Origin of the sequence: Hymenobacter aranciens (genome assembly GCF_030580865.1) — a bacterium.
Taxonomy (GTDB): domain Bacteria; phylum Bacteroidota; class Bacteroidia; order Cytophagales; family Hymenobacteraceae; genus Hymenobacter; species Hymenobacter aranciens.
Genome location: NZ_JAUQSY010000004.1, coordinates 123667 through 139580 on the forward strand (window position 1 = coordinate 123667; position 15914 = coordinate 139580).

Annotated in this window: 8 protein-coding genes; all 8 read right to left on the minus strand. The window is 62.7% G+C overall.

What is annotated here, in order from left to right:
• Positions 1 to 3 precede the first annotated feature (3 nt).
• Positions 4 to 957: a pectinesterase family protein gene (locus Q5H93_RS07015; RefSeq protein ID WP_305005794.1), complete on the minus strand. Its 954-nt coding sequence runs from the start codon at positions 955 to 957 to the stop codon at positions 4 to 6.
• Between the two features lie 38 nt (positions 958 to 995).
• On the minus strand, positions 996 to 2576 hold the full coding sequence (locus Q5H93_RS07020) for a glycoside hydrolase family 43 protein (RefSeq protein WP_305005795.1): 1581 nt from the start codon (positions 2574 to 2576) through the stop codon (positions 996 to 998).
• A gap of 62 nt (positions 2577 to 2638) precedes the next feature.
• On the minus strand, positions 2639 to 4564 hold the full coding sequence (locus Q5H93_RS07025) for a glycoside hydrolase family 88/105 protein (RefSeq protein WP_305005796.1): 1926 nt from the start codon (positions 4562 to 4564) through the stop codon (positions 2639 to 2641).
• Between the two features lie 12 nt (positions 4565 to 4576).
• Positions 4577 to 6940 (minus strand): glycosyl hydrolase family 28 protein, encoded by a 2364-nt coding sequence (locus tag Q5H93_RS07030; RefSeq protein WP_305005797.1) that lies wholly within the window; start codon positions 6938 to 6940, stop codon positions 4577 to 4579.
• A 332-nt stretch (positions 6941 to 7272) separates the two neighbouring features.
• On the minus strand, positions 7273 to 10857 hold the full coding sequence (locus tag Q5H93_RS07035; protein WP_305005798.1) for a pectinesterase family protein: 3585 nt from the start codon (positions 10855 to 10857) through the stop codon (positions 7273 to 7275).
• A gap of 690 nt (positions 10858 to 11547) precedes the next feature.
• Positions 11548 to 13182, minus strand: a complete 1635-nt coding sequence (locus Q5H93_RS07040; protein ID WP_305005799.1) for a glycoside hydrolase family 32 protein — start codon at positions 13180 to 13182, stop codon at positions 11548 to 11550.
• A 167-nt stretch (positions 13183 to 13349) separates the two neighbouring features.
• Complete coding sequence (locus tag Q5H93_RS07045; RefSeq protein ID WP_305005800.1) at positions 13350 to 14537, minus strand: T9SS type A sorting domain-containing protein; 1188 nt, start codon at positions 14535 to 14537, stop codon at positions 13350 to 13352.
• A gap of 41 nt (positions 14538 to 14578) precedes the next feature.
• Positions 14579 to 15832 (minus strand): phage tail-like protein, encoded by a 1254-nt coding sequence (locus tag Q5H93_RS07050; RefSeq protein WP_501991640.1) that lies wholly within the window; start codon positions 15830 to 15832, stop codon positions 14579 to 14581.
• Positions 15833 to 15914 lie beyond the last annotated feature (82 nt).

The following is a 15914-nucleotide window of genomic DNA, read 5'->3' on the forward strand; positions in this document are numbered from 1 at the left end:
CCGCTACTTCCCTTCGGGGTCCCAGCCTCGAAACGCGGCCGCTGGTGTATAAAGCGCGGCCTGCTGCGGCGTCATCTGCCGCGACCAGAGGATGCGGCTTTTGGGCGCGGCCCCGAGGCCCGTCGATTTAAACTCGGCAAAAAAGGCATCCTGCTTGTTGCTTTCCTTGCCCCAGTGGTCCCAGCCCTTGGGCTTGATGTGGGCACCCAGCTCGCAGTTGAGCAGCACGGTTTTGGCCGTGGGCTTCCAGGGTCGGCCCAGGAAATAGGAGTCGGCCGGGGCGTCGCCGACAATCTTACAGCGCTGCAGCACAAAGCCGAACTGCACGCTGTCGGGCGTGGAGGCCGCCATGATGCAAGTGCCGCCGGCCTTGCAAAACAGCGTGCAGCCCTCGAACCAGGCCGTAGCCGCGCCCAGGATGAAGTCGGTGGTGCCTTCGATGTAGCAGTTTTTGTAGTACTGCCGGCTGCCGTAGCCGTAGGGGTACAGCGTGTCGCGGAAGCCCAGAAAGCGGCAGTTGAGGAACCGCGCCTTGTCGCCGTACACCCACATGGCCGGGGCTTGCCCGGTGGTGGCGGGGTTTTGAAAGGTCAGGTTTTCGGCTGAAAAGTCGTTGCCAAATACCCGGAAAGCTGAGGCTTCGGAAGTACCCAGCGGCTCAAGCGCGCCATCCGGCACCCGGCCGTTGAAGTCGTCGAAGGTGAGGATGGTTTCGAGGGCATCTTCGCCCAGCAGGCGCACGAAGTTCTGTTTTTTGGCCAGGTTGAGCTTTTCCTTGTAGATGCCTTTTTTGATGAATATGGTGATGAGCGTGCGGTTGTTTTTGGGTACCGCATCGAGGGCGGCCTGCACGGTGCGGTAGGTGCCGCTGCCGTCGGGGGCCACCGTCCATTGCTGGTTTTGAGCCAGCAAGGTGGTGCTGAGCAGGAGCAGCCAGCTAAGTAGGAAGTATTGCATGGGTGGGAGTTAGGGTAAGAGGGTAGAGAAAATACAGGTCAGGGGGTCACGCGCCACCAGTCGGCGTCGAGGTGGCCAGCGTCGTTGGTGCGCCCGGCGCGGGTGCAGAACAGGCCCATCTTGGCGCCAATCCACTTGCCCTCGCGGGCCTGAAATTCGGCGCCGACGGGCTGAAACGACTGGCCATTGAGGCTGTAGCTGAACTGGCATTTGGCGCCGGCGCGCACCACCACACGCAGGTACAGCGGCTGGTCGGCGGGCACGTCCAGCGGCGGGCTGCTGACTTCGGCGGTTCCCTTGTCAGCATTCAGGCAGGTGCTGAGGGCCAGTTGCAGCTTGCCGGCGCGGTGGGTCAGGGAGAGGTGGGCATAGTCGAGCCCCATTATCACCAGCCCGGCCTTTTCGCCCTCGAAGCGGGGCACGAAGCGCAGCTTAGCGGTGGCAGTGAACTGTTCGGCCGGCAGCTTTTGCAGCAGCAGATTAGGCAGCTGCCAGAAGTTCTTGTAATCCGTCGGCAACGGCACCGAGTATAGCCGCAGCATGCCCTGCGGCCCCATCGGAAAAGCCCAGCCCAACTGCGGGTTGGCCGACCATTGCCAGTGCAGGCCTAGGGTGTTGCCGTTGAACTCGTCGGAGGTAGCCGGCGCGGCCGGCGGCTGGGGTTTGAGGGCCGGCTTGCGGTGCGTCAGCACGGGCTCGCCCACGCCGTCGCCGTCCGGGTCGAGGCCGATGACGGGCCAGTCGTTTTTCCAAATCATCGGCTGCAGATGCACCACCCGGCCGTAAGCGCCCTGGTCCTGGAAGTGCAGAAACCAGTCTTCCCGGCCGTCCGGCGTATCAACCCAGGCACCCTGGTGCGGGCCGTTGATGGGCGTTTTTCCCTGGGCCAGCACAATCTTATCCTCGTAAGGACCAAAAGGATTACGCGAGCGCAGCACCACCTGCCAGCCGGTGGGCACCCCGCCGCCCGGCGCGAAAATGTAGTAGTAGCCGTGGCGCTTGTAGAATTTCGGCCCCTCGATGGTGGGGTGCCGGTCGTGACCGTCGAACACCAGCACTTCATCGCCGAGCAGACGCAGGCCGTCGGGGCTCATGCGGCTCACCGCCAGCACACTTTTAAAACCGGCGCGGCTGCCGGCAAAGCCATGCACCAGGTAAGCCTGCCCGTCGTCGTCCCAGAGCGGGCAGGGGTCAATCCAGCCCCTGGCTTCCTTCACGAGGATGGGCGGCTCCCAGGGGCCGGCCGGGTGGCGCGCCCGCGTCACGAAAATGCCCAGGTCGGGGTCGGGGTAGTAGATGTAAAACTGCTTGTGGTGGTAGCGGATGGCGGGCGCCCACACGCCGTTGCCGTGCTGCGGCTGGTCGTAGCGAGCGGCGGGCTGCTGCTGGGTGAAGGCGGCACCGATTATCGTCCAGTTCACCAAGTCTTTAGAATGCAGAATCTGCAGGCCGGGCGCCGAGTTGAAGCTGGACGAGGTGAGGTAGTAGTCATCGCCGACCCGCACCACATCAGGGTCCGAGTAGTCAGCGCAAAGCACCGGGTTTTTGTAGCTGCCGTTGCCCAGGTCGGGTAGCCACACCGGGGCCGTTTGGCCCAGGCTCAGCCAGGGCCAGCACATTCCGAGAAGCAGACAAAATCGGAAAACAGACATCGGCCGAAAGCCCGGTTCAGGGGCGAAGATTATTTACTCAGCAGCCACGTAGCAAGGTCTTTAGCCGCCTGAAAATTCTCGAACGAGGCTGGAATCTTGCGCCCGTCCACGTATTCGTTGTACAGCCAGGGGTCGCCGAGTAGGAACACGCGGCCTTTGCCCACGTTGGCAGTGGCCATGATGACTTTGCCGTTGTTGGTAACCAGCGGCTGGGCGGGCTGCTGCACGCTCAGCACCGACAGCTCCTTGACGTAAGCCGTTTTAGCATTCTTAAACACCGCCTTGCCCGTCGATAAATCGACCAGACCCTGCTCGAACTGGCTGCCCTGCACCATGTTCACGCTCTGGTCGGTGAAGCGGGCGCCGAAGGTCTGGGCCAGCTCGTTGAAGTGCTTGGTTTCGCAGTTGGCGGTGTCGTTGGCCAGTAACACGAGCGTGCCGCCGGCCTTCACCCAGTCGTTGATAACCTGGCGGTCGGCGGCGCCCACGTAGTTGGGGCTAGCCGTTTCCTTGCGGGTGTCGGGGTCCACGATGATGTACACACTCAGGGGCTTGAGCGTGGCGGCGGTGGGGGCCGTGGGCACGGCTACCGTGCGGGCACCCAGCTCCCGGAACTGGTTGCCCCAGAGCCAGAAGCCGCCGTGGGTGCGCTCCTCCCAAGTGTAGTGCCACTGCTCGGGCTCGCCGGTGAGGGCGTTTTTGCGCAGCTCGTGGTTGAAGTAGTAGTCGAGGCCTACGATTTTACCCTGCCCAAGCTGGTTTTCGGCCGCAATTTCCATCTCCACGCTGGCCAGGATGAACGGCCCGACGCCCTTCAAGTCGTTCTTGCGCAGCGGCTCGCTGAGGTAGTATTCAAAGGAGCCGTCGCGGTAAGGCTTGCCGCCTAGCCCGCCCACGCTCACCGTGCCGTTGAAGGCCAGCGCGCCGCCGGACTCGGTGCTCACGAAGGATTTCAACAGGCCCGCGTAGCCTTTCTCGGCCGTTTTGGCGAAGGATTTATCGAGGTAGCCCAGTCGCACGCCCTTGGCCAGGAAGTACACGAACATGCTGCTGCCGGAGGCTTCGGCGTAGTTTCCTTTGCGGGCTTCCTGGTTCATTACCAGGCTCCAGGTGCCGGTTTTGGCGTCCTGATACCGGGCCAGCACGGGGGCCAGGTGCTGCACGCTTTTAACCAGCTGCGGCCGTTGCGGGTGGTTGGCGGGCAGGTAGTCGAGCACATCCACCAGGGCCATGGCGTACCAGCCGATGCCGCGGTCCCAGAAGTTGGGGCTCTGGCCGGTGGTTTTGTTGGCCCACTGCTGCTCGCGGCTTTCGTCGTAGCCGTGGTAGAGCAGGCCGGTTTTGGGGTCCACGAGGTGCTGCTCAACCAGGGCAAACTGCTTCGCGACATCATCAAAACCAGCGGGTTGATTGAATACCTGGCTGTATTCGGCGTAGAACGGCTCGGCCATGTACAGGCCGTCGAGCCACATCTGGTTCTGGTAGATTTTCTTGTGCCAGAAGCCGCCCGCCTTCGTACGCGGCTGCGTCGCCAGCTGCTCGCGCAGCAGAGTAGCGGCCTTGGCGTAGCGGGCCTGGTCGGGCACCGAGGTTTGGGCCAGCAGCAGCAGGGCGTGACCGGTGGTCAGGTTGTCGAGGTTGTAGTCCTCGGCCTTGTAGGTGCGGATGCTGCCATCCTTTTGCACGAACTGGTCGAGGTCTTTCTTGATGTAGGTGAAGTACTTGCCATCGCCGCTGCGCTGCCACACGCGTTCCAGCGCCTTGAGCATCAGCCCTTGCTCGTAGTCCCAGCGGGCCGTTTTGCGGCTGCCGATGACGATGGAATCGGGGTGCCAGCTGATGAAGGCGTCGGCCATGCGCTGCGACATGGGCGGGGCAGCCGGCGGGGCCGGCTGCGCCACGGCCGCCTGCCCAAACAAGGCCATACCCAGCAAAGAAAGAACGATACTATTCATACAGTTAGCCCCTTAGCCTTTGGCGATGGTTACGGTTTTCTTACCCAGCTTCTGGCCCAGCTCCACGTCTTTTTTTGCCGCCTTCGTGTTGGTGTTCAGCACCCGAATGTCCTTCGACCGGTCGCCGCTGACGCGCAGCAGCAGCTCGGCATTCGGCGCGTAGCGGATGCCGTCCAGCGCAATGTTGCGGCTGTTTTGCACCTCCAGCACCGGCCTGGTTTCCGAGCTCAGCAGAGTCACGTTTTTGAGCTGAATGTTCTCGGCTTCCTGGCACACCATCCCTTTTTCGCATTGAATAACAACATCTTCAATGCGGATATCCTTGATGCTCATCTCCGGCAGCCCGCGCACCAGGATGCCGGTTTCGGCGCCTTTGCAGGTCACGTTGCGAATGCGGAAGCCCTGGAACTGCGGCGTGCCCTCGTTGAGCGGCATGGCGGCGATGACGGGCGGCTCGGTCGATTCGCCGGCCTGCGGCACGGGGTCCTTGGCGGCGTAGTACATGTCGAACAGGATGGCCTGCCCGGCGATGTCGGTCATGTCCACGCCGTCCACGAACACGTTTTCGACTACCCCGCCCCGGCCGCGGGCGGTTTTGAAGCGCAGCCCGACATCGGTGCCGATGAAGGTGCAGTTGCTCACGAACAGGTTGCGCGCCCCGCCCGACATCTCCGAGCCGATGACGAAGCCGCCGTGGGCGTGGTACACCTTGCAGTCGCGAAAAATGAAGTTTTCGGTGGGCACGCCGCGCTTGCGGCCCTGCTCATCGCGCCCGCTTTTGATGCAGATGCCATCGTCGCCCACGTCGAAGGTGCAGCCCTCCACGAGGCCGGTGCGGCACGACTCCAGGTCGAGCGCGTCGGTGTTCTGGCCGTACCAGGGATTGCGCACGGTTACGTTACGCACCGTCACGTTGTCGCACAGCAGCGGGTGGATGGTCCAGGCCGGCGAGTTCTGGATGGTGAAGCCTTCCAGCAGCACCTGCCGGCAGCGCGTGAGGCTGAGCATATTGGGCCGCAGGAAGTCGCGCACGTCGTCGTAGGCCGTCAGGTCGAGGCCCCGGCGCAGGGGGCCGTTATGGGTTTCGAGGGTGCCCTTCAGCGAGCTGGCCGAGGGGTACCAGGTGTCTTTCTTATCGTTGGTCACGCCGCCTCTTTCCAGCAAATCCTTCCACTGGCCGGAGGTGAGCTTGCTCTTTTTCACGGGCCGCCAGGTGTCGCCGGCTCCGTCGAACACGCCCGGGCCGGTGATGGCCACGTTGGTGAGGTCGGTACCCGAAATCGGGGCCTGGTTGCGGATGGCCTCCTCCCCTTCCCAGGTGGTTTTCACCAGCGGGTACTGGGCGCGGTCGGCCGTGAACTGCACCAGCGCGCCGGCGGCCAGGTGCAGATTTACATTGCTTTTCAGCACGATGGGGCCGGTGAGCCACAGGCCCCGGGGCACCAGCACGGTGCCGCCCTGCTGGCCGGCCGCGTCGATGGCTTTGCGGAAAGCCTCGGTGTTGAGCTGCTGGCCGTCGGCCAGCGCACCATACTTCGTCAGGTCAAAGGTGTCCTTTTTGATGATAACCGGCAGTACGATGGGTAGCTCGTAAGCGTACTTGCCGTCGAAATTCGTGTGGCGCAAGTGACTGGCCAACCCGAGCTTCTGCTCCTGCACACCCTGCGCCACCAGCTGGGCCACGCGGGTTGCGCCGTACTCCGAGAAGTGGGTGTTGTCGTTCTTGGCCGGCGGCACGGGGTTGGGCTGGTAGTAGCCGTTGATGTAGCTCCAGAACAGCGGCCGGCTACCCTCTTCACCCAATTGCGAGTAAAGTGCCCAGCTTTTTTCGTGCAGGTCAATCAGCGGCACTTTCTGGGCTTTAGCCACTTCGCGGGCCACGGCGGGGTATTGGCCGTGGTCGTCCTTGCGCTGGCCTTTGTCATCGAAGTAGCGGCGGCCCACGGGCGTGAGCAACACCGGGTTGGCGCCCTTCTGCTTCGCCTCCTGCACGAATTTGGTGAGTAGCTGGCGGTAGGTAGTCTGGGCCGGGGCCGAGCGGGTGCTGTCCTCGGTTTTCGAGTCGTTGTGCCCGAACTGAATGAACACCCAGTCGCCGGGTTTCACCTGCTCCAGCACTTTGGCCCAGCGGCCTTCGCGCAGAAAGCTCTTGGTGCTACGCCCGTTCTGGGCGTGATTCTGAATGCTGACGCCGCCATCAAAAAACTGCCCGAAGGCCATGCCCCAGCCGCGCTCCGGCTTGCTAAGGTCGGCCTTCTGCGACATCGTGGAGTCGCCCACCAGGAAAATCTGAATTTTCTGCTCGTCGGCCGGCCGGAAGGCCAGCAGCAGGAACGTTGCCAGACTCGCCAGCGACAGTGCCAAAGTTGCTTTCATCAACTACTACCCAAGGTCGGCCCGCCCGCTTAGCAGCCGGGAGGCACCAATTGATGCCTCTACAATATTAACCCCGCCCCCGCCGCGAATGCCTTAAAACAGGGTTAGAACGCCGATTTATTTGCGCAAACGATGCCGGGAACGATACCACGTAATTTCAAAAACAGGCTGCCGAAAGACGTAGGGGCGGGTCTTGCCCCCGCCCGGCATCACCGCGCCGGTTGCGTCATTCGTACAGTTCCGGCGGGCGGGGGCAAGCCCCGCCCCTACAAAAAAACGCCGTTTCCGCGACTCGCGGAAACGGCGTTTTGCTTTATTTGCTTACTAGTTATCTAGCGCACCACCACGCGGCGGGTATCGAGCCCACCGGCCGTGGTAGCCCGCAGCACATACACGCCCGCAGCCAAGCCAACGAGGCTAAATTGCTGCGGTGCAACTGATTCATTGGCCGTCAGCATACGAGTTAGCACCACTTGGCCTAGCGCATTGAGCAGGCTCAGCTCTGTAGCCTGACGGTAGCCAGCCAGCTCCACCGTGAGGTGCCCCTGCGCCGGATTGGGATACACGCGGAGGCTGCTGCCAGCCAGCGCGGCGCGGCGGCTGGTCACCACTATTGCCGCCGATGGAGCGGAAACGCAGCCCGCGGCGCTGGTGGTTACCACGGTGTACGACCCCAGCTGCGCGGGCGTATTCACCACGTAAGTCTGGCTGGTAGCGCCGGGTACGGCCGTAGTGCCCAGGTACCACTGGTTGCCGCTGGTGGCGCTCGACGTGAGGGTGGTAGCACCGCCGCTGCTCTGAACAGTCACTGTGGGCTGGGCCGGGATAGGATTGATAGTGAGGCTGAACGTGGCGGCGATAGCGGCGCAGGCACCGCTGGCGGCCAGGCTGTTCGTTATCACATAGGTGCCGGGCGTGCTGCTGCCCAGGTTCACGGCGCCCGTGGTCGGGTCGATGCTCAGGCCGGTGGTCGAGGAGTAAGTGCCGGCCGTGCTGCCAGTAGCCACGGTGGGCGTAACCAGATTGCTGCTAGCGCAGTAGGCGGCATTGGCGTAGCTGAAAGTGGCGGCGGGAGCAGCCGTGATGGTCACGCTGAACGTGGCCGAAGCGGCGGCGCAGCCGCCGCTGGCCGCTACGGCGTTCGTCACGGTGTAGGTGCCGGGCGTGCTGCTGCCGGGCGTGATGGTGCCGGTAGTGGCATCGAGCGTGAGGCCGGCAACCGAGGCCGAGAAGGTGCCCGCCGTGCCGCCGGTGCCCAGTGTAACGGGCACCGTGCTGCTCTGCGAGGTGCAATACGTAGCGGCCGGGTAGGTGAAGGCGGCCGAAGTGGCGGCCGTTACGGTGACGGTGGCGGTGCTGGAACAGGCCACGCCCGGTGTATACGTAATTACGTAAGTACCCGGCGTGCTGGTGGCCAGGTTGATAGTGCCCGTGCTACCCTCAATGCTCAGGCCGGTGGTCGAGGTGAAGGCGCCGCCCGCCGTGCCGGTCACCGTCGGCGTCGGGTTGGTACCGCTGGCGCAGTAGGTGGCGTTAGCGTAAGAGAAGGCGGCATTGCAGGGCGCGCTCAGGGCTTCGCCTTTCACCATCACGTCGCGCAGCAGCATGTAGCGGCCGTTGCTGGTGCTGCTGGTGGTGAAGTACATGCGGATGGTCAGCGTCTGCCCGGCCGGAACGGTGACGCCCGTGGTGCCATTCAGGGCCAAGCGGTAGGTTTGGTTGGTGCCGCTGTTCTGGTTGCGAATGGCGAAAGAGGCCGGGGCGCCGTTGGTGCCCCCGCCGGTGGTGAGCGTGCCCAGCGGCCCCACGCCGTTGGTGACGTTCACCGAGTCGGCGTTGCCCACGGCAAAACCGGTGAGCGAGTACGACACGCCCGCCAGGCCCGTAGTGTTGTAAATGGCATTCCAGAACACCAGCGAATCGATGCGCACGGCCGAAGCGGCATCAGCAGTAACGGTGAACTGCTTGTAGAAACGGCGGTTGAGCGAGCTGCCGGGGCCGCCCACGGCGGTGGTCCACTGCCCGGTGGCGGTGGGGGCAAACGCCTGCCCGTAGCGCGACGAGCGCGCCGGATAAGCCGTAACCGTAGTACCATTCGAAGGCACCAGCTGGTTGAAGGTGGACGTGCTGGCCGTCACGGCCGCCGAGCGCACCTGGGCGCTGTCCTGGTCACTCACTTTCAGCGACCACCACTGCAACACGTTCGAAACCTGGGCGGCGGTGTTGGTTTTGGCGCCCGTCACGGCCACGTTTAGCGCAGTGGCGCCGGGGCTGCTGTGCACGATATTGCCGGCGTAGGTGCCCGCCGTGGCGGCATTCAGCCGCACGCTGATAATGGTAGCAGCCAGGGTGTTGGCCGCGGGCGTCAGCACCAGCGGGGCGACGTTGGTGGCCCAGTTCGTGCCGCCGTTGGCGGATACTTCGTAGTTGGCCGGCGGCGTAATGGTCACGTTGGCCGTCAGGTTTTCACCGCTCACGGTGTAGGTCTGCACGGCCGAGGTACCCGTCTGGTACTGCGCGAAAGTGCCGAGGGCAACGGTGTTGGCCGTGATGGTGGGCACGCTCGATACCTGCACGGTAGCCGTCTGGTGGGTAGCCAGGCCGGCCTTCGAGGCGCGCACGTAATAGTAGTAGGCCGAGCCGGCCACGGGCAGCGCGTCGGTCATCTGGAAGTTCCAGGTCGAGTCGTTAGCGGCCGTTACGGTATTGATTTGGCTGAAGGTGACGTTGTCCGACGAGCGGTACAAGTCGTAGCGGATGCCCGTCATGGCCCAGCTGATGTTCCAGTTAATGGTGGTCTGGCTGGCTCCTTTGGCGGCGCGGAAGTTGGCCACCGCAATGTCGGGCGAGAAGGTGGCGCAGACGTTGCTGGCCACGGCGCAGGGGTTCCAGCTGCCGAACACCGTGGCGCGCTGGTAAGCTGCGGTATCGGCCACCGCCAGCTGGCGCGACCACGCCGCGCGCTGGCTCACGTTCACGGCGTTGCCGTTGAAGTGGCGGGGGCGGAACTCGGCGTAGGTAATGAGGCTGGTGTTGGTGCCGGCATCCCAGGTTACCCAGCCGGCGGGCTGCAGCTGGTTGATACCCACGCGGCTTTTCAGGAATACGGTTTTGTTGTTGGTCGGCGCGGCGGCGTTGGCGGCGTCGTTCTGCCAGGGCCGGCCCAGGTAATACAGCGTGCCGCCGGTGTTCGAGGGCAGCGTGGTATTGCGGAATACGAAGCCGTACGCCTGCCCGGCCGGCGTGTTGGCCGCCGTGATGTAGGAGGCGCCATTTGAGGTGCGCGACTTGGCATACACCACGCAGTTTTCGAACACCGCTACCGAGCTACCGAAGATAAAATCCACGTTGCCGTCGATGTAACAGTCGCGGAAGTAGTGCATTGGCGTGCCGCTGCCCTTCACGTACAGCGTATCCTGATTGCCCAGGAAGCGGCAGTTCTTGAACACGGCGCGGTCGGCATTCACCAACACAGCCACCGCCTGCGAACCGTCGCCGAAGGTATTTTCAAACGTAATGTTGAAGGCCGAGAAGTCGGAAGCGCTGATGCTGAAGCTGGCCGAGCCCTGCGTACCCAAGGTGTTGCCGCCCACGCTGGTGCTGGCACCATCGCTGTACGTGAGGATGGTATTGGCTACGCTCTCGCCCACCAGTTGCAGAAACGGCTTGTTAGACGGCACGCTCATTTTCTCGGCATACCGGCCGTTCTTAATGAAGATGCTGTACACAGCCGTGCGATTGGTGGGCGCCGCGTTAATGGCCGCCTGCACGGTGGTGAAGTCGCCGGTGCCGTCCTGGGCCACGGTCACATCGTAGGCATACAGCCGCGTGCTCAGCAGCAGAAGCAGCCCCAGCAGCGCCCAGACGCGGGCCAGGCCGCTGGCGCGGCGAGGGGAAAAGGTAGGAGTATTGACCATAGGAATGTGGGTGAGAATTGTAGGATTAATCACCAATATTATTCCCCATCCCTGCCAAAAGGCACTCCTCCACGCCCTTTTATTTCCGCAATCGTTGCCGGCATCGTTGCCGAAAAGCTAGCACTGATGATGTCAACGGCGCAGCCAGCGGCACAAGCCGCATTCCAGCACGGAGCGAGGCACTACAATACCGACCAGCAGACCACAGCAAATCGCTACTCGTCTCTTGGCCGGCCTTGGCTAAGAGAGTTACGGATTTGCAGGGTAGCACCAAAATCCGACAATTTCATCGCTGAACACCTGACATTTATGTATAAAATCTCAGTCACGATTCTGTTGCAAAAAGTCGCACCGCCTGCGCCCAGAAAAGGAAAATCTTACCATTTATTGAACAGGGTTTGCCACCAAGCAGCATTTTCACTTAGTCCATTGGCAGTACTGTCCTCCGTTGTTCTTGCCTGACATTCAGCAATACAGCTGCGCCACGCGGTACGCTTCCTGCTCCAGGTTTTTGCGGCCGTACTCGCGCTCCACGAAGCAGCAGAAGAACAATGATGGTACGGCACTAACGGCCAGCGATACACGCAGTACTTTGAGCGAAACTCCTGTAGCAGGCGTCAGGCAATGCTGCGGGAAGAGACAGATGCTGAGAATTATGGCGCGAAATAGTCACCGCCGACCATGCCACGGTCACGATGGCTTGGTTACCAAAATATTGCTGAATGTAGCCGTGCTGTTATCCACGAAAACACCCCAGGAGGTTTTCGGGGCTTTGTAGATGCGGGCCGTGAGAGCCGCCACGTTGTTGAGGTACACCACCACCACCGAGTTTTCCTCCACGATTTCGACCGTGTAGTTGGTGTTGGGTTGCAGCGGGAAAGGTACGTCGGCCGTGGCCACGGTGGTCGTGGTCAGATTGCTGCGGTTGGTCAGGTCGAAGCTGAAGCGGTTCTGGCCGGGCACGAAGCGCAGGCTGTAAAACTGGTTGTAGCCGTCGCAGGCGCCCAGCAGAAAGCCGAAATCCTTGGCCGCGCTGCTGTACGACACGGTGGTGCTGATTTTGAAGCGCGTCAGGTTGATAGGGTCGTAGAGCACATTGGCTACGTCGTTGTTGGCGGTGCTTATCAGGCGGTAGCTCTGGGTGCCGCCGCCGGTATTTGTCACGTTGCCCCACTGGCTGTTTTTCACAATGGCCTGGGGCTGGGCCTGCAGGTAGCTCTTCAGCGTGTGCGGAATAGTCACGGCCAAATCCTTATTGGCCAACTGGTAGAGCTTATGCGTAATCAGGTTGCCGCCCCACTGCAGGGCGCCGGTGTCGGTGCTGCCGGCGCGGCGCGGCACCCAGGCCTGCAGGTAGCGGTCGCCGTACTGGTCGGTGATGAGCTTAGGGGCGTAGAAGCCGTTGCCGTCGAAGCGGGCGGTGCCGTTGGGCACGCTCCAGGGGCCGGCCAGCGAGGTGCTTTTGCGGTAGTAGCAGTTTTTTGAGTTAATGTCGGCAAACAGCAGGTAGTAGGTGTCGCCGATTTTGAACAGCTGCGGGCACTCCAGCATGAAGAAGTTAGTGCTGCCGCCATCGTAGAGTCGTCCCTGATATGTCCAGGTAGTCAGGTCAGTCGAGGTATATTTGGCCACGACGCCGCGCCAGGTGCCGGCCACGTTTTGCCGGGCCGCCACTAGCAGGTAGTAGGTGGCCGAGGCGTCATCGAAATACACATAAGGGTCGCGGAAATTGTCGGTTTCGTCGAAGCCCTGCCCCGTCGGCGCATACAGCGTACCGAAGCTGGTATTTTTCACAAACGGCTGGTTGAGCGCCGTGGCCGTGGCCAGCATCACGCCCTCCTTGCGGTTGGTGCAGTTGGCCGAGTTAGGGTTGAAGCCGGTGTAATAGGCGTAGTAGGCGCTGCCCTTCTTCGTCACGCTACCCGTGCCGACGGCAAAATCCTGGGCGCAGGTGGCTGAGGCACAGCTCAGCTGCTCGCCAGTTGAAAGCGCCGAGTAGCTGTAGAAATTGGTGGTTTTGAAGGCGTACCAGGGATGTCGCTGGTTAGTGGCATCGTTCCAGATGTCCTTCAGAAAATAGGAATACGTGGTATTGGTGGCGCTATCGTAATAGGGCATCACATCGCCGATGGCCGTGCCGTCGGCGCACTGCGGGTAAATAGTGTAGCTCGTGCCTTCGGGCTGTTGGGTGCAGACCAGTCCGGCATCGGCCGCATAGGCTTGCGGCTGAGGCGCAGTAGCTTGTTCGGGCTCATTGCAGCTGGCCGTGAGCATAGCTACGCCCGCCGCCAGCCCCCGGCCGGCGGTGAAATAAGTGGTTTTCATGGCGGGAATTTTAGAAAGGGTTGGAAAAGTGCGGCAACGAAAAGTGGCCGGCGCCGGGAGTCATTCAGTAACAACTCCCGGCACCGGCCATTCTTATTGGTTTCTGGTTGCTTGTTTCTGGTTATACTAACTGGCTACTAGGTAGAAACAAGCACCCTCAAAACACCTTACAGCAATACCACTTTGCTGACAACCACCGCATCGCCCACCTGGGCGCGCACGAGGTAGGTGCCGGCAGCTACGTCGGCCGTGTTCAGGCTCAGCGTGTGCGTGCCGGCTGTTTTAGCGCCCGCGTCGAGCACGTGCACGGTGCGGCCAGCTAGGTCAGTGAGCACGAGGCGGGTTTCGGCGGCGGCCTTCACCTGGTAGGTGATGGTGGCCTGGCCGGCGCTGGGGTTGGGATACACGCGCAGGGCCACGGCGGCGGCATCGGCGGCGCGGGTGGCCGCTACAACCGGCACCAGCAGGCTAAACGACTGCGTGCCGGGAATGGCCGTAAAGTCGGGGCTGCGCTGCAGGTTGCCGTTGCCGGGGTCGGCGCCCGGGGCGGGGCCGGTGTTCTGCGGAATCAGGTCCGAGGAGAAGTAGTCGCCGTCGGCGTTGTTTTGCACAGCAAATACTTTGACAGTGCCGCCTGCGCTGGGAATGCCCAGGCTGGCGCGGCTCATCGAAATTTCGAGGCCCGTGGAGCCCGCCGCGCCCGTGGGCGAGCCGGAGTTGGTGCTCAACAGCGAGCTGTTTTTGAACGCGACGACGGCGTTGTTAAACAACGCGTAAGCGCCCGATGCCTGGGCCGCGGTCACGGTTACCGGAGCGCCGGTATTCACGTTGAGGCCGGTGGCGTTGAGCGGCTTGCTCACGGCCAGGCGGTTGCCCCCAGTCATAGTGTACACCACGCCGTCAATCTGCACCTGGCCAGCTACGCCGTTGCCCTTCACGCCGATGCCAAAGTCGCCGGGCTGGTCGAGCTTGGCTTCCACGTTCAGGAACGAGGTAATGGGGGTACTGGCCGTTGGCTTCACCAGCGCCGTGCCCACCGGAATGCCGGTTACACCCGGCCGGGCCACATAGATTTGCAACGAGTTGCGAATCTGGTTCAGGGTGGCAGTGGCCTGGTCCGTTTCCAGCGTACCCGCCAGGAAAAAGTACACGTTGGTGGCATCAGCCGCCACGTAAAACGACAGCAGCCCGGCGTTGCCGAAGCCGTGGTTGCCAGTGTAGCGGCCTACCAGCCGGTAGCCGTTCGTGCTGATTTCGCCGGCGTTGAGCGTGCCGTCGATGGTGATTTGGGCCTGCGATGGTAGGGCGGTGGCCGCCAGCGTGGCCGCCGCAGCGAGGGTAAGGATTTTTTTCATGGGGTTGAAAAAGTGAATGGGTTGAGAAAAAGAAATGCGGATTAATTAACTGTTATCCAGTGCAGCCGAAACGTAGCCGTATTGCCGCTGCGGTTGGTGAAATAAAAGGTGGTGCTGGCGGTGCCGTTACTGGTGTAAGACCACTGCACGTAGTCGGCAAAGCCGCCGCCGGTCTGGTCGATACTGCCGATGACGACCGGCGCAAAGCCCAGGCCGTGAGTCCAGGTGAAGCTGCCACCCGCGTAGGCCCCCAGCGTGATGGCGCCCCCGCTGATGCTGGTGCCGGAGCCCGCCGCCACGGCCCCGTCGCCGGAGTCGTAGCTGCGCTGCGTCACGCGGCCGTTGGTGCGGAAGTCGCCGCTTACCAGCATGCTGCCGTAGAGCTCGGCCCCGCCCTCGGAGTAGAATTTGATGCGGCGGTTGAGGTAGGAGCCATCGGCTGCGCCGGTGATGTCGAGGGCGTCGGCGCTGAGGAAGCGGTAGCCGATTTTGCCGGCGTTGTATTCCTTGCTCAGGATGCCGGCGCCGGTTTCCACCACATTTGCATTGGTCACGTAGAGGTTGCCGTCCACGTTGGCATTGCCGCGCACGTCGAGGCGCTGGTTGGGCGCGTCGGTGCCCAGGCCCACGTCGCCGTTGCGCTTCCACACCAGGGTGTTGGGCGCGTTGTCGGAGCCGAGGGAGCCGCCGCCGTAGCCCAGCAGCTGCGGGCCGTCGTAGGTACCACTGTATTGCAGGCGGTGGTTGTAGTCGCCCAGGCCATTTAGCAGCAAGGCATTGCCCACCAGCCCCACGGCCACGCCGGTGCCGTCGGTGGTCCAGGTGAGGGCGGTTTTGCGGCCGCCGTTGCTCACGCCCAGCCGGCCACCGCCGTAGCCGAACAGCACCGGGCCGTCCACGTTGTCGCTGCCGCCCCAGGGCTTGAAGCCCTGGTCGTAGTAGCCGTAATAGCCCAGGCCGTGGCCGGTGTCGGTGCCGCCGCGCAGCAGCAGGTCGTTGGTGGAGTTCAGCGCCAGGTTCTGGGTGGCCGAATGGTTGCCCAGGTTGTCGGCTTTCAGAAGGTTCCAGGCCATGCCGTCGTAGGCGTATAGGCCGGGCGTGTTGTCGGTCTGGTACACCACGAGGCCCGCTACAGGGCTGCCGATGGCGTCGCGCTGCGCCTGCGTGAGGCGCGGCGGCAGCAGGCCCTGCGTGGTCGAAGTCACGTCGAGCGCGGCGGCGGCATTGGGCATGATAGTGCCGATGCCCACGTTCTGCGCCTGTGCCGCCGACGCGGCCAGACCTAGCCAGCCCACCAATACCCAAGCGGCTGATTTTCTATTTATTGAATAAAAATTTGCCATCTTTTCGCGAGAATTACAGGAATGAGTAGTCCCG

Coding starts and splice junctions, on each gene's coding strand:
- Q5H93_RS07040 (WP_305005799.1), bottom strand. CDS start 13,182: ATGAAAACCACTTATTTCACCGCCGGCCGGGGGCTGGCGGCGGGCGTA.
- Q5H93_RS07045 (WP_305005800.1), bottom strand. CDS start 14,537: ATGAAAAAAATCCTTACCCTCGCTGCGGCGGCCACGCTGGCGGCCACC.
- Q5H93_RS07030 (WP_305005797.1), bottom strand. CDS start 6,940: ATGAAAGCAACTTTGGCACTGTCGCTGGCGAGTCTGGCAACGTTCCTG.
- Q5H93_RS07015 (WP_305005794.1), bottom strand. CDS start 957: ATGCAATACTTCCTACTTAGCTGGCTGCTCCTGCTCAGCACCACCTTG.
- Q5H93_RS07035 (WP_305005798.1), bottom strand. CDS start 10,857: ATGGTCAATACTCCTACCTTTTCCCCTCGCCGCGCCAGCGGCCTGGCC.
- Q5H93_RS07025 (WP_305005796.1), bottom strand. CDS start 4,564: ATGAATAGTATCGTTCTTTCTTTGCTGGGTATGGCCTTGTTTGGGCAG.
- Q5H93_RS07020 (WP_305005795.1), bottom strand. CDS start 2,576: ATGTGCTGGCCCTGGCTGAGCCTGGGCCAAACGGCCCCGGTGTGGCTA.